Below are 14,399 nucleotides of genomic sequence, written 5' to 3' on the forward strand. Positions count from 1 at the left end.
AATGACTGACGCCTCTGCCGACACCCCCGGTCCGCTCACCGCGGCCGATTTCGAAACGCTGCTTGAAGCCAGTCGGGCCCTGGCGGGCACCTTGGATTTACCGGTCTTGCTCCGGACGGTCATGGAATTGGCCGCGCGGGTGGTTCGGGCGGAATCCAGTTCTCTGCTCCTTAAGGACGAAAAAACCAACGAACTTTATTTCGATGTGGCTCTCGGCACCGTGGGGGAGAAAGTAAAGACGGTTCGCCTTAAGTCGGGGGAAGGTTTAGCCGGATGGGTGGCGGCGAACGAAATCCCCTTGATCGTGAACGATGTTCAAAAAGATCCCCGCTGGACGGGGCGGGTGGATGAACGGAGCGATTTCGTTACCCGTCAGCTGGTGGCGGTCCCCCTCCTCCATCAGGGGCGGTTGTTGGGCGTCTTGGAGGGAATCAATAAAAAAGGGGAGGCGGGGTTTACCTCGGTGGACAGGCGTGCCTTGGAAATCTTTGCCGCCCAGGCCGCTGTGGCCATTGCTAACGCCCGTCTTTTTTCCGATCTCCGTTCTGAGAAAGAAACCCTGGGGACGCTCGTGAGTGAAATGTCCGATGGGGCTTTGTTGTTGGACGACGGGGGTCGGGTGACACTGGTCAACGCCGCTGGCGCTCGCCTCCTGGGTGTTCCCGAAGGATTGCCGGGAAAATCGTTGGAGGAGGCCACCCGTTCTTTTGAGGTGTGTCCTCCCTGGAAAGAAGCCCTGGCCTCCACCGAACCGGTCCCCCTGGTGTTGACTCGGGAGGTGGGAAAAAAGTTTATTTTGGAAGGGACCTTTCAACCCTTGCGGGAAGGGGTGGGGGGGCTTTTCATTTTTCAAGACCGAACAGAGGCCCGACGGGAAGATCGATTAAAACGGAATTTTCTCTCCGTAATTTCCCATAAATTGAAGACCCCGCTTGTTTCGATTACTGGGTTTGCCCCGCTTCTCTTGGAAGACAAATCCCTTTCCCCCACCCAACGCCAGGGGCTGACCGCCATTCGAGACCAGGGAAAAAAACTGGCCCAATTGGTGGAGAAACTCCTCAATTTTGCCACCGTGGAAGCGGAAAGTGTGGCCGTGACCCGACGGCGTGAACAGGTGCGACCACTTCTGGCAAAAGCGGGGGAATCGTTGGCTTCTGATTTCGCTCGGCAAGGGGCTGAAGTTCATTGGGATGAAGGGCTGGACGGGTTGCCGGCCGTATCGGTGGACCCGGACCGTTTTATTGAAGTGATGCGTAACCTTATTGAAAACGCCGCTAAATTTAATCACAAGCTTCGTAAAATTATCCGAGTGTTCGGTCGGTGCGAGGGGGGTGAGGTTGTTCTCTCCGTTGAGGACGAAGGATCGGGGATTCCCCCTGAGGATGTTCCAAAGATTTTCAAAAAATTTTATCAGGTGGAAGATTCCTTCACGGGGCAAGTGGAAGGGGTGGGCCTGGGCCTGGCCCTCTCCCGGCGGATTCTGGAGGCCCACGGGGGATCCCTGCGCGTTCACTCCATTTTGGGTCGGGGATCGGTGTTCACCGCCCGTTGGCCCCTGGACGAATGATGGGGTGGGGGACGGTTCTCCCCGCGGCCCAGGGTCTGGAGGTTTACGTTGAAGAATCTCAACGGAGAACTCTGCGTTGGGAAGATCAACGGTTGGAGGAGTCGGTCAACGCATCGGAGGCGGGGGTCGGCCTCCGGCGGATGGGTCGAGACCCTCGGTTTGCTTCACTGGAAGCGCGCCAACCTCTCACGCAGGATCTCACAAGGGAGGAGACTCGCCAGATCCTTTCCCGCGTTAAAGATTTTGGCGGACGCTTGTCTTCGTTAACGAAGGGAGACGTTTTTGTTTCTCCCGCCCCGCTGACCCATTCCCCATCCCTTAAAACAAAGTTGGAATCCTTCTCCCGGGCCGATCGCGCCGCGCGACTGGACCGGCGTGTGCGTCAGGTCCGGTTGACCGGGGGAGAACTTCTCAAAAATATTGCGGGACGGACCCCCGAAGGGAGGATCTTTGCTGAACAGAGATCCTACGCAACTTTTGTGGTTCAGGTCACGGCGGAAAACGGTCGCCGACGCCAAACCGGCTACGAAGTGGTTGCGGTTCAAGGGGGATGGGAGTCCCTGTCCCGTCTGGATCTTTCAGGGTTAGCGAATCGGGCGGCCCGTCGGGCGTTGGCCAAACTGATCGCCCCCCCCGCTCCGGTGGGTGAAATGGCGGTGGTGGTTGCGTCCGAAGCGGGAGGAACACTGATTCATGAGGCCGTGGGCCATTCCCTAGAAGCCGACGCTGTTTTGGAGGGAAGTTCTCCTCATTACGCGAACCGTGTGGGGCGTGTGGTGGCGAATGAAAAAATATCTGTTTTGGACGATCCCACCCGTCCCGGGCAACGGGGGTCTTTCCGTTATGATGATGAAGGAACTCCCGCGCAGTCCACGGTTCTCATCGAAAAAGGAGTGTTGCGCACTTACCTCCATGACCGCCGTTCCGCTCAAAGGGGCGAATGCCCCTCCAACGGGCACGGGCGCCGGGAATCCTTTGCTCACGTTCCCATTCCCCGCATGTCCAACACGTTTATTGCCTCCGGTCCTGACGACCCCCAACAGATTTTGCGCGAGCTGAAGCGGGGACTCTACGTGACGCGAATGGGAGGCGGCCAGGTGAACACGGCCACAGGGGATTTCGTTTTCGAAGTGGAAGAAGGTTTTTGGGTGGAGGACGGAAAAGTGCGCCATCCCGTGCGCGGGGCCAATCTCTTGGGCAACGGGCCGGAGGTGTTGCGGTCCATCGATCGCGTGGGTTGGGATTTGGGGTGGTCCGTTGGGACCTGCGGGAAAGAAGGTCAGGGGGTTCCGGTTTCCGATGGGTTGCCGACCCTTCGGATTCCCCGTGTGGTGGTGGGTGGGTCCGCGTGAAGTCCAGCTATTCCCGCATCGGATGTTACGGATTTTGTCCTAAGAAATACGAGTATCGCTATGTTCTTCAAATCCCTGCGCCGGTCAAACCGGAACTGGCGTTTGGGGTGGCCATTCACGAGACGCTGGAACATAATTTCGTTCAAAAAATTGATTCCCGAAATGATTTGCCTGGACAGGACTTGGCGGTCTTTTTCCGTGACACGTTAGACAATCGTTTGCGGCCCGTCCCGGAGGAATTCCTTCGAGGCCCATCGGAACCCCATTACCTTCGCGCGCTGGGCGAACATTTCCTGGACCAGTTTATGAGGGAACGGGCGCCGGGACTTCAACCGGCAACGCGTGGGGTCGAATGTTCGTTCCGTCTTCCCTTACCGGGAGACCATGAATTAACAGGGCAATTTGATCTGTTGGACAGCGAATGGGTTTTGCACGATTTCAAAACCTCCAATAAACCCTACGATCCTCGCCGTGCGGACCGAACCCAGTTGGTGATTTACTCCTGGGCCTGTGAGCGCATGTTTGGCCGGCCGCCAAAATCCTTGTGTTTTGATGTGTTCGTGAAAGGGGATGGGGCTGAGGGAGACGCGGGTCTTCAGGCGCCTGTGATTTTTCCCTCCCCGTCGTCCGCGGACATGGGGCAAGTGGCGCGCCGCTTGGCTGGGATTTTGGACCGGTTGCTTCGCGCCGAGGAACGCCACGAATTTCCCCGTTCGTTCGAACCTGTCCGATGCCACTGGTGTGAATACCAACCGCGCTGTCAACGGGAGTGGGATTTGGAGGGGAATCCACGCCCCGTAAAAATTTCTTTGGAATCCTTAGTGCCCTGAGGGATTCTCCCGCCGTGGGCGACGGGCGTGATCGGAGAAAAAGGGGAACTGGGATAAAATTTTGGGCATAACCTTTTCCGCTTCTTCTTCTCCAACCGTGATGATGTCTTTCGCTCGATGAAATTCCGACCACCCGAACTCGGCCAGGTTTGGGGCGATCACCACATCCGCCCCGTCCGCGCCATTTCGGGCGATTCCGTATTGCATGGTGTAAATGGTTTTGGCCATGACATGAAATATGTTGGGCCCGTGAAGCGGGTTGAAAACCGATGGGCGCCGTTTGCGGAGGCTCGGTACTCTTTTGATGGCGGGAGAGGTGGTGATGTTGACGGAAATGGAAACATCCGCGCCCATCGCTTGAATGATCGAGGTGGGAACGGGGTTCACCACACCACCGTCCACGAGGTAGCGCCCTTGCCAAAAGAAAGGTTCAAAGAAAAAAGGGAGAGACAGGGAGGCGCGAACCGCTTCGGCCACAGCCCCGTGCCTCAACACACGTTCGGTCCCCGCGTGGATCTCTGTCGCCACACAGGCAAAGGGCAGTTGCAATTGATCAAAAGAAACGTCCCCGAGAACGGATTTGAGGAAACGGAGCACCCCATTTCCCAGAATCACGCCCTTCCAAGGAACAGTCCAATCCGCCATGGTCCAGAGCCGTTTCTTCGTAATGCTTAAAGCAATTTCTTCCAGTTCGGCCACCGATTTTCCCGCCGCGTAAAAGCTTCCCACCAACGCCCCCATGGAGGTCCCCGCCAAGAGATCGGGATAAACACCATTTCGTTCCAGCGCTTTCAGAATTCCAATGATGGAATACCCCAAGGCCGCTCCGGAGCCCATGGCGAACCCCACACGCAAGCCCGCTAACTGTCGGGCCATACGACTTAGCCCTCGGAGCCCCAATTCTTCTTGCCGGGAGAGAAAGAGGTCACCCCTCTCCGATCCCCGGAGTTCACGGTTCCTCCACGGAATATAAAACCGGCCCGGTCGATTGCGTCGGGGAGGCGCGTTTCGTTGTAATTCCACCAGGTCCAGCCGATGGGGGGGTACCACGGATTCCATTTCACGCCACAACGCCCCGCCCTTTTCGGTGGATTCTTCCCGAATGTAAAAGGTGCGGTCCACCTCTTCCCATAGAGTTCGGGCCGCTCTCGATGGGTGTCCCGGGTGGCAAATGAACACGAAATCCCACTCTTTCCGCGCGGTCATCACCAAGGGGTAGAGACCGCCAAAAAGGGGCCCCGAGAGGGAACTCTCGGAAACGGAAAGAAGGTCGAGGCCTGAGGCGTGTTCAAAGACGAGGGACCGGAGCCCCTCCACGGTTTGGAAATCCTGCAGATCCATGTGGGGGGGGATCCCGTGCGTGTGGTGGCTTAACTGCGATACGGCCGGGATCGCTTTTTCTTCAGTAACTTCCACGAAGAGGACGCGTCGCCGGGATTGTTCCATTGTGGCCAGGGCGAGATTGAACACACATCTCAAACGTTCCTGAGGATGAAGCGCTCCCATGGCCAGATACACTTTTCCCATGGAGCCCGCGATCGGGGGGGGGAGGGTTGATTGGACCAGTCGTTGGGCCAGGGAGCGGGAGACCGCCAGGGCGAGGGGCGGGTGTTTTTCAAGGGTATCTTCAAATTCTTTCCGAAGCAGTTCAAGAACAACGCTGGGTTGGAGGGCGATAGCGGTTCCGGGTCGAGGTTCACCACCCAACAGGGCCATTTCGCCAATCAGGTCCCCCCGGCGACCCAAGGTGGTCAGAATGTGTTCTTTACCCGCCCTGTTTTCCACGACCTGCACTTGGCCAGAAATCAGGAGATGGAGGGCGTTCCCCTCCTCTCCTTGGCGAAAGAGAACGTCCCCTTGCTGAAGGGTGCGGGAATGAAAAGAGGCGAACAGAAACGACCTCAACTCCTCGCGAATATCCCCAAAAAAAGGAATTCGACGGAGCAGGGAGGCCCAATCGGGTTCTAGGTCTGTCATCAGTTTTTGCTCGGGGAGGGTTTCATCGCCACCTAATTGTTAAGGAGACGAATGGTTTCTCCCCCCATTTGAAGCGAGTAGGTTTCATAATTCCCACCGGTTTTTTCGATGGATAAAAGGATTGTGAGTAGGCTGGAATCTGCTGTGAATGGATACGAAAATAAAATGGATCGGAGTTTTTTCGAGAGCACGGTGGTTGCCCCGTTTTTACTCATAGAGAGAGTCCGACCGGTTTGCCAAAAGAGGATCGTGTCTCCCTGCACTTTCTGGAAAGAAATTTTACTGTAGGGAGGTTGAGAAGCGTCTTCTCGTGAAAGAGTGATGGAGGAAGACTTGGCCTGGCGAATTTCTCGGCACACCAGATCCATGAGGTTTCGCACATCCCTTTGGGTTTCCATTTTCGCAATGGAAACGCGGAAAAAGGTGCTCACCCGCGTAAAAAGTGACGCTCCCATGGAGAGAAGAAAGGCCACGATGGCGGAGACCACAAGAAGTTCAACCAGCGTGTACCCCGAGGTGCGCTTTACCACGCGATGTCCCGAGTGGTCGTGGTGCGTGGGGCAATCACCACGTTGGTGAGGTCTTTGCGAGTGACGGTGGGTGTGTTGCCGTTAAAAGTAGTGTACCACCCGGTGACAAAATAGGTCCCGTTTTGAATTTTAAAAGAATACGTCCCATCGGAACGGGAGGAACCGCTGTAGTAAAGCGTTCCTGATCCGCGGAAGCTGCTGTCTATTGGGGGAGGAGAAGCCGGAACCGCCACGACGCTGGCCATCAGAAGGACCCCCGTGGTGATGGGTTTGCCTTGGTGAGTGACCTTCCCCGTCAGTGTCCCGTAAGCCGATGTGACCGTGTAGGTGGCGGCAAAAACAGTGCTCCCGCCCACGTTCGCGTTAACGGCCGGGGTGTCCGGAGAAATGGACTCCCCAAATTCGACGGTCGGCCGGACAGCGTAGGTGCCGACGGGAACAGAGACAGAGAACAGTCCGCTCGGGTTTGAAATGGCGTTGTCCATGGTCATTCCTGTGCCCACGTTGGTCACTTCCACCGGGACATTGGGGAGCGGGGTGACCCCATCAATGGTCAAGAGCCCTTGGATGCGAGCTCCTCCGCTGAGGTAGAGCGTGTGGTTCGATGACGATTGGCCCCGCACAATGGTGATCGGGAGAGAGGTCTCTGTGTAATTGGGGTTCGTGCTTCCTTTATTGGCGGTCAAGGTCTGGGCTCCTGGGAAAAGAGGGACGTTGAAAAATCCAAGGCCATTCGTTAAGCCGACACCTGGTGAAATTGAAATTCCCGCGAGGCCCCCCAGCCCTAAGGCGTCCACCACCCGGCCGCTGGCGAACCCGTAGAGGGTGGAGGTGTTCATAACCACCGAGGTGGAAAGGTTCACCCCGGCGCCGATGGGGGTGGAAAAGCTAAGAAAAAAATTTCCAGACGACGCGCTCACGGTCCAGGTTCCAGTGGCCACGGAGGAAAGGGTGAACCGTGCTTCGGGGGGTGACCCTGTCAACGCGGCTTGAGTCATTTGTGAAAGTCCATCGTCCGCAAAAATCAAAGCCCCGTTGGAGGGAATTCCGGTCCTCACGGGAAGTGCGGGTGAGGCGCTGGCGCGTGGGGGGGAATGGGGGGCCCCGTTGTTTACAGCCCAATCAAGGGAGTTGTTCCCGCTGTCGTAGGCGGGGCCCACCGTGGACGAGAGGGCCCCGCCTGTATCGCTTTTTCGGTAATAGATCTCGTTGGCCTGGAGGCCAAATTGATCTGAGACGGGAAGCGTTTCGCTGGACGCGGGGTTGTTCCATCCAGCCCCCTGCCAGCCCACTCGGTCCAAAACCATGCCCGTGGAAAGGGACGTGAGGGTGAGGACTCCCGCGCCTTCAAAGGCCCCGTCTGTTCCGTTGGTCGGTAAGATGTTGTAGACACCTGCCCCGGCGTCGAAATAAGGAAAGCAATCGTCGTTCACCACCGCTCCCGTGTTGCAGGCGGCTCCCCCAATGGTTGTGTTCCATACCGCGTCAGCCGAAACGGGTGTTCCGTCAATGTTGAGGACAGACTGGCTGGCGAATAAATAAAATTTTCCAGGAGGGATGAGCGATCCCCCCGGCGCGTAGTTCAGGGCGATGGGGATGGGCCACGGGTCCTGGGCGAGGCGGCGTTGGAACGTGAGTCCAATGGCTCCATCAACGGTCCATGTCCACGTGGTTGGATTAAAAATTTCCACATATTCCTGAGCGGTGGGACCCGTAAGTTTATACCCACAGACTCGACTGATCACCAAATGGTCGTTGTGCCAAACGCTTCCTGAGATCGTTCCTGAAGACATGGCGTTCAACGCGAAATTGACGGTCACTTGGGTGGTGGTGCTGCTGATGACGTTGTTGGCGCTTGTTTTTGTGAAATATCCCGGTTTCGAGGCGCGGAGGGTGTACGTCCCCTGTCGAACGCCGAGACGGTAGTTCCCTGTTCCCCCGCTAACGGCATTCATCGACGGATTTTCCGCGATGTCCACCATCGCTCCGGAAAGGGGAGTGGCGGTGGCGTTGTCCGTCACCGTTCCCACAAAATCGCCTTCAGATTCTCCCCGGTTCGGATTTTCCAAGAGGTTGGTCAACTGAAATCTTTTCCAGGCGTCGCGCTCTCTCCAGACAACGTCCAGGGTAATCCGTTTTAATCCAGTGTCGGTGGAATCCCAGGCTTTCAGATCAAGGGTTTCCGAAGCATTTTTTTTGACCCGCTCGACCATCGCGTAAGCGGTAAATGTGACCCCGTTGATGATGGAGACCGTAGGCGAATAATTGGATTCGTCACTCCAGACGGAGGGAGAGAGGGCGCTCAGCGCGGTGGGAACAACGGTGTGGCTGGAAACCCTCAATCGATAATAGGAGGTGTTCTTAAGAGACTGCATCTTTTCGTTGGCCAACTGGGTGGCCAGGGACTTGAATCGAGTGGCAATGATTCCGCGGCTAATGCCCGAAAACCCTTGAATGACGGTTAATCCAACGAGCGAAGCGATCACGCTCATCACCAAAAGTTCAATAAGGGTGACTCCCGCGGTTGTCCGTGGAATGGGTCGGCCCGTCACCATAGGAGTTCTTCTTGGTTCATGGTATTCCAGTATGCCCCGGAAAGAAAAAAATTTCAATCTTTATTTTGAAAGGGGGTTGATTTTTCGGGGTTCGGGGGCTATCCTGGCTTATGAGAAAAAACGCGGGGAACTTAATGGCTGTTTTTCTGGGTCTCCTCCTCTTGGTTGTTGTTGTTCTCCCGTTGGTCATTCAGCTCCTCCAGAACGAATCCAAACAATCGGTCAAACGCCAAAAATCAACGGTGGCGTTTCAAATGGCAGAAGCCGCGGTGGCCAAGGGGGTTGCCAAACTCACGGAGACAAGGAAAAATTTCACGGACGCCATCGCGGGAATTCCCTTAAGTGATTACAATGATGATCGGGCCTTCGCCGATATCCCTGGGGGAAAATATAAAATAAAAATAACTTCGGGATCCGTTCCAGGAAACGTTTTCATCCTGGGAAAAGGCATGGATTCTTCCTCTTCAGAAATTCGTTCCATCGTGGCGGAATATTCGGCGGGCGATCCGGATTCGCCGGCGCTCATTTTTAACCAGGGGCAAACATCGGGAAGCTCTTGGATTATTCCGGAGTGGGGTTCGTTGAAGAGCTACAACAACCTGATGTATTTTGTGGAATACTCTTATCCGCGTTTAAAGGGCGCGGGCTATATCACCGGCCGTGACATTGACCCCACTCCTCCCAACACGGATAATATTCATTACTGGGCTTACCAACCCGATCTCGGGTCCCCACCGGTACCGGATTTGGCCTATTACAAGCAGAAGGCGATGGACTCGGTTGTTCCCTCCAGTTCGACTACCGGAGAAATCCGCCGAACCGATGGCAGCCCTACCTTTCGAAATCCTCCCAACTCAGGATATTTTCAATCACTGCTCAATTGGGGAAAATCCATATATTTCGATAAAAAAACCGGCCTGCCCGAAGGCATGGGAAACTTTTACGAATTTCGAAGTTCGACCTCCGTGATCTATTTAGATTATACGGACTTAACCAGCAGTTATTTTTTTATAGACCGAGTCTTCCTCGATGTGGAGGCTCTTATTATTCCCAATGGAGGCTATGCGATAACGGGCAGTGCGGTCCCTTATCATGTTTACGGAGCGACGATTCCAGAGTCCGCTCCCTACGAATATCAGAATACCGTTCCTGTCTGGGGCCCAACCTCAGGGCAGTCGTGGTGGAACTCAACCTTTGCGGGGATCTACAGCCAACCCAATCACTGTTGTTACGGCATTGCGAATCTTCAAGTCCACGGTTTTTTTTATGGAACGGGGGGGAGTTTCAATCGGACAACGTTCCTCGGGGTGGCGCAGTTCACAACCGAGGGAAGCTTTAGTGCCGACAGTAAGGTCTACTACGACCCCACGGTATTGGATAACGTGTCCTGGGCCAAGGCACCGATCCATCTGACTTCTTGGAAAGAAACAAGTCATTCGTGGTGATCCTCCCGGCAAAGTTGTAAAATCTTTCCCGTTGCCTCTTCTCCTATGACACGCCCCAACGCTCCCCGGGGGACCCGGGACATCATCGATCACGAACTCCGTTCCTTTCGTCGTTTGGAAGAGGGCGCGGAGAATTGTTTTGCCCGATACGGGTATGACGAGATACGTCCCCCCTCTTTTGAAAGCGCTGACCTATTTTCCCGAGCGGTGGGCGATACCACCGATATCGTGGAGAAAGAAATGTATCTCTTCCAGGACCGCGGCGGCCGGTCCCTGGCCCTTCGGCCGGAGGGAACGGCGGGGGTGGTGCGGGCCTATTTAGAGCACGGGTGGGACCAAACCGCACCGGTGAAAAAACTTTGGTATGGGGGGCCCATGTTCCGGGCCGAACGGCCCCAGGCCGGTCGCTATCGGGAATTTTGGCAGATCGGGGGTGAATGTTTCGGCAACCCGTCCCCCCAGGCGGACGCGGAGACCCTTTTTTTGGTGCGAGACATCTTGGCCGCCGCGGGTCTCAGGGTGGGGGTTCGGTTCTTGGTGAACTCGATCGGATGCGCCCAATGCCGTCCCGCGTATCGGGGTGCCTTGACCGCCTATCTCACCGCACGTCAATCGGATCTTTGTGAGAACTGCGTCCGTCGTTTGGAACGGAACCCGCTCCGGGCTTTAGATTGTAAAGTGGACGGGCCAAAATTCGGGGACGCTCCCCTCATGGCGGACCATTTGTGTGAGGCCTGCCGCGTCCATCGGGACGACGTTTACGCGCTCCTGAAAGGGGCGGGGTTTCCCTTTGAAGATTCACCCCGGTTGGTGCGGGGTTTGGACTATTACACCCGAACCGTGTTCGAGGTGACCGCCCCCGGCCAGGGGTCCCAAGACGCCATCGGTGCGGGGGGCCGTTACGACGGGTTGGTGAAACTGTTGGGGGGGCCCGACACGCCGGCCATGGGATTTGCGCTTGGGGTGGATCGGGTCGCGCGGGCCCTGGAAGCCCAGGGGGTGGTGTTCCCCGTTTCCCCGAAAATATTTGTCGCCCAGGCAGGCCAGGGGACAGGTGTGACCGCCTTTCGGTTGGCGCAAGAACTTCGCAGCCATCCAAGCCGGTTTCCTGTTTCCATCGAAATAGGGGCTTCCACCAAAAGCTTGAAAGCCCAATTTCGGGCGGCGGATGGGTGGGGGGCGGATGGGTTGATTTTGGTTGGAGAAGAGGAACTGAAAAAGGGTTCCGTTGTCCTTAAGGATTTGCGCCGTCACACCCAAGAAGAGGTCCCCTTGGTTGAGGTGGTGTCCCGGGTGTTTAATCGTCTTTCCATGGAGTCTTCCTCATGAAACGTACCGTTTACTGTGGCCAAGTTCGTCCGGACCATGTTGGGAAAACAATCGTTCTGGCCGGGTGGGTACACAACCGGAGGGATCACGGGGGCGTCCTTTTTATTGATCTTCGGGACCGAGAAGGATTGGTCCAGCTGGTGTTTCACCCTGAGCGGAAAGACGTGTTTGCCCAGGGCGAAGCCCTGCGGGGAGAGTTTGTGATTGAAGTGTCCGGGGAAGTGAAACCGCGCCCTGCCGGAACGGAAAACGCCGCCCTTCCCACAGGCGCTGTGGAAGTGTGGGTGGAGTCCTTGACCGTTTTGAATCACAGCCGCACACCTCCGTTTGAGATTTCGGAACATTCCAACGCGAGCGAAGACGTTCGTCTTCTTTACCGTTATCTGGACCTGCGTCGGCCCCCGCTCCAGAAAAATTTAATTCTTCGCCATCGGGTGACCCAGACTGTCCGAAGTTTCTTGGCCGACCAAGGATTTTTGGAACTGGAAACTCCGTTCCTCACAAAATCCACTCCGGAAGGGGCCCGAGATTTTTTGGTTCCCTCCCGACTTTCCCCCGGCAGTTTTTACGCTTTGCCTCAATCGCCCCAATTGTTTAAACAGCTTTTCATGGTGGCGGGGTTCGACCGTTATTACCAAGTGGCCCGATGTTTTCGCGACGAAGATCTGCGGGCGGACCGTCAACCGGAGTTTACCCAAATCGATTTGGAAATGTCTTTTGTTGAAGAGGAAGATATTTTGGGCCTGGTGGAGGGCCTCCTGAAAAATGTGTTCAAGGCGGCTTTGGGGAAAGAAATTAAAACACCGTTTCCCCGTCTTTCCTACGCGGACGCCCTGACGCGCTATGGGTCCGATAAACCGGACCTTCGATTTGGTATGGAAATCCAGGAGGTTTCATCCGTTTTTTCCAAAACAGGGTTTCAGGTTTTCGCGAAAACATTGGCGGCCGGCGGGGTGGTGCGGGCCCTCTGTTATCCGGGGGGGGCGGCCCTTTCCCGAACGGAAATCGATAAACTGACCGAATGGGTCAAGACGTTTGGGGCCAAGGGATTGGCTTGGCTCAAAATGACGGAACAAGGGGCGGAATCGTCCATCGCCAAATTTATGAGCCCGGAAGAACTGACGGAACTTCCGAAAAAAGTCGGTGCGAAAACGGGGGACATCGTTTTTTTTGGTGCGGGCCCGGCCCTCGATGTGGCCGCGTGTTTAGGGCCGCTCCGCCTGGAACTTGCCAAACGCGCGGGGTGGACGAAAAAGGAAGGTGTGTTTGAATTCCTCTGGGTGGTGGATTTCCCGCTTTTTGATTACAGCGGGGAAGACAAAAAATGGAACGCGGTGCATCATCCCTTCACCCGGCCGGCACGGGAGGACGAGCAGGCGTTAATCGACGGGGTGGGTGTTCGTCCTTTAAACACACTCCGCTCTCGGGCCTACGACATTGTGTTAAACGGGTCGGAGATTGGGGGCGGAAGTTTGCGGGTCCACCAGGCGGCGCTCCAATCGAAAATTTTTGAAATTTTAGGGATTTCTCCCGAATCGGCCAAAGCCAAGTTTGGGTTCCTTTTGGACGCGCTCGACTACGGGGCTCCCCCTCATGGGGGCTTGGCTTTGGGGCTGGACCGTTTGGTGGCTCTTCTGACGGGTGAAGACTCCATCCGGGACGTGATCGCTTTCCCCAAAACGCAACGGGGGGCGGACCCCATGAGCGGCGCACCTTCCCCGGTGGACGAAGCCCAGCTTCTAAAGGAGTTGGCGGTAAAGATTCAGCACCCGCCCCGATGAGAACCCTCTCTCGGGTCCCCCTGGACGCCTTTCCGTGGTAACCCGCCGGGTGGCGTTGTCTGACCAAGAGGAGGCTGTCCTTCTTTTCGGTCCTCGCGACCGGAACATTAAAGAGATCGAGCGGCGGTTCAGTGTCCAGGTTTTTGTTCGCCCTTCGGAACGTGTCCATGACGGTGGTTTGACGCTCGCCGTGCGGGGGAAACCAAAACCGGTGGAACAGGCGGTGGCCACTTTGACCGAAATGAAACGTTCGGCGATTCTCTCGCGCCGCCAAGGGGGGGCTGTTGAGGCGGTGGACGTTCCTGTCCCTGGCCTCCCAAGGCCCAATGCCTCGGCGGACACCATCCTTCTTTCGGTCACGGGCCAACCCATTCGACCCCGCTCTCCTGCCCAAAAATCGTATGTGAAGGCACTTCAAGAAAAAGAAATGGTGTTTGCCATCGGTCCTGCGGGGACCGGAAAAACCTATTTGGCTGTGGCCTGTGCGGTGGCGGCTTTGGAGCGGGGGGTGGTGTCCCGGATCGTGCTCACCCGCCCGGTGGTGGAGGCGGGGGAAAAATTGGGTTTTCTTCCCGGGGATTTTCATGAGAAAGTCCATCCCTATTTGAAACCGCTTTACGATGCCTTTCATGGGATGGTGGGGCCGGAAAAGTTTCGCGCGATGCGGGATGAGGAAATAATTGAAATTGTCCCGCTCGCCTACATGCGGGGCCGGACCTTGGACGACGCTTTTGCTATTTTGGACGAAGCCCAAAACACGACCCCGGAACAAATGAAAATGTTTCTCACCCGCATGGGGAACGGGTCTCGCCTGGTGATCTCGGGGGACGTCACCCAAATTGATTTGGACGGGAAGCTCGGGTCCGGGCTTGTAGGTATTCAAAAAGTTTTACGTCAGGTTGACGAAGTGGCGTTCGTTCGGTTCACTGACGTGGATGTGGTTCGCCATCCTTTGGTTCAACGCGTTCTTCAGGCGTACGACGCTTTTGGGGATCGCCCTTCGGATTCTTCCCGATAATTTATGCCGCCTTTA

The 14,399-nt window shown here is 56.2% G+C and carries 10 protein-coding genes; 7 read left to right on the top strand and 3 right to left on the bottom strand.

The annotated features are described in order from the left end of the window. Position 1: 1 nt before the first annotated feature. Genes JNK54_05260 through JNK54_05270 form a run of 3 tightly spaced genes read left to right on the top strand, consistent with a single transcriptional unit; the run spans position 2 to position 3,749 of the window. Positions 2-1,567: a GAF domain-containing protein gene (locus tag JNK54_05260; protein MBL8023674.1), complete on the top strand. Its 1,566-nt coding sequence runs from the start codon at positions 2-4 to the stop codon at positions 1,565-1,567. Further along, the gene (locus JNK54_05265) at positions 1,564-2,919 is read left to right on the top strand and encodes a TldD/PmbA family protein (protein MBL8023675.1); all 1,356 of its coding nucleotides are present in this window, start codon (positions 1,564-1,566) and stop codon (positions 2,917-2,919) included. Before JNK54_05260 ends, JNK54_05265 begins: the two co-directional genes overlap by 4 nt. Continuing rightward, complete coding sequence (locus JNK54_05270; GenBank protein MBL8023676.1) at positions 2,916-3,749, top strand: PD-(D/E)XK nuclease family protein; 834 nt, start codon at positions 2,916-2,918, stop codon at positions 3,747-3,749. The genes JNK54_05265 and JNK54_05270 overlap by 4 nt, the downstream gene beginning before the upstream one ends. On the opposite strand, the gene JNK54_05275 is transcribed toward JNK54_05270, so the two are convergent. Genes JNK54_05275 through JNK54_05285 form a run of 3 tightly spaced genes read right to left on the bottom strand, consistent with a single transcriptional unit; the run spans position 3,738 to position 8,811 of the window. After that, positions 3,738-5,726, bottom strand: coding sequence for a patatin-like phospholipase family protein (locus JNK54_05275; GenBank protein ID MBL8023677.1), 1,989 nt, complete (start codon positions 5,724-5,726; stop codon positions 3,738-3,740). The two genes, JNK54_05270 and JNK54_05275, sit on opposite strands and share 12 nt — an antisense overlap. Before the next feature lie 32 nt (positions 5,727-5,758). Next, the gene (locus JNK54_05280; protein ID MBL8023678.1) at positions 5,759-6,256 is read right to left on the bottom strand and encodes a prepilin-type N-terminal cleavage/methylation domain-containing protein; all 498 of its coding nucleotides are present in this window, start codon (positions 6,254-6,256) and stop codon (positions 5,759-5,761) included. Then, positions 6,250-8,811: a carboxypeptidase regulatory-like domain-containing protein gene (locus JNK54_05285; GenBank protein MBL8023679.1), complete on the bottom strand. Its 2,562-nt coding sequence runs from the start codon at positions 8,809-8,811 to the stop codon at positions 6,250-6,252. Before JNK54_05285 ends, JNK54_05280 begins: the two co-directional genes overlap by 7 nt. A gap of 110 nt (positions 8,812-8,921) precedes the next feature. Between JNK54_05285 and JNK54_05290 the strand changes: the two genes are divergently transcribed. The 4 genes from JNK54_05290 to JNK54_05305 are packed head-to-tail and all read left to right on the top strand — an operon-like array spanning position 8,922 to position 14,384. After that, a complete protein-coding gene (locus tag JNK54_05290; GenBank protein MBL8023680.1) occupies positions 8,922-10,256 on the top strand; it encodes a hypothetical protein in 1,335 nt (444 codons plus the stop codon). A 45-nt stretch (positions 10,257-10,301) separates the two neighbouring features. After that, positions 10,302-11,585: a histidine--tRNA ligase gene (locus JNK54_05295; protein ID MBL8023681.1), complete on the top strand. Its 1,284-nt coding sequence runs from the start codon at positions 10,302-10,304 to the stop codon at positions 11,583-11,585. Beyond that, on the top strand, positions 11,582-13,366 hold the full coding sequence (gene aspS / locus JNK54_05300; protein MBL8023682.1) for an aspartate--tRNA ligase: 1,785 nt from the start codon (positions 11,582-11,584) through the stop codon (positions 13,364-13,366). The genes JNK54_05295 and aspS overlap by 4 nt, the downstream gene beginning before the upstream one ends. A 34-nt stretch (positions 13,367-13,400) precedes the next feature. Continuing rightward, positions 13,401-14,384: a PhoH family protein gene (locus JNK54_05305; GenBank protein MBL8023683.1), complete on the top strand. Its 984-nt coding sequence runs from the start codon at positions 13,401-13,403 to the stop codon at positions 14,382-14,384. Positions 14,385-14,399: the final 15 nt, after the last annotated feature.

The organism is Elusimicrobiota bacterium (assembly GCA_016788905.1).
Lineage (GTDB): Bacteria > Elusimicrobiota > Elusimicrobia > FEN-1173 > FEN-1173 > JADKHR01.

Excerpts from the sequence above, each read along its gene's own strand:
- JNK54_05260 (MBL8023674.1), top strand. The coding sequence starts at position 2 with ATGACTGACGCCTCTGCCGACACCCCCGGTCCGCTCACCGCGGCCGAT.
- JNK54_05285 (MBL8023679.1), bottom strand. The coding sequence starts at position 8,811 with ATGGTGACGGGCCGACCCATTCCACGGACAACCGCGGGAGTCACCCTT.
- aspS (MBL8023682.1), top strand. The coding sequence starts at position 11,582 with ATGAAACGTACCGTTTACTGTGGCCAAGTTCGTCCGGACCATGTTGGG.
- JNK54_05295 (MBL8023681.1), top strand. The coding sequence starts at position 10,302 with ATGACACGCCCCAACGCTCCCCGGGGGACCCGGGACATCATCGATCAC.
- JNK54_05265 (MBL8023675.1), top strand. The coding sequence starts at position 1,564 with ATGATGGGGTGGGGGACGGTTCTCCCCGCGGCCCAGGGTCTGGAGGTT.
- JNK54_05275 (MBL8023677.1), bottom strand. The coding sequence starts at position 5,726 with ATGACAGACCTAGAACCCGATTGGGCCTCCCTGCTCCGTCGAATTCCT.
- JNK54_05290 (MBL8023680.1), top strand. The coding sequence starts at position 8,922 with ATGAGAAAAAACGCGGGGAACTTAATGGCTGTTTTTCTGGGTCTCCTC.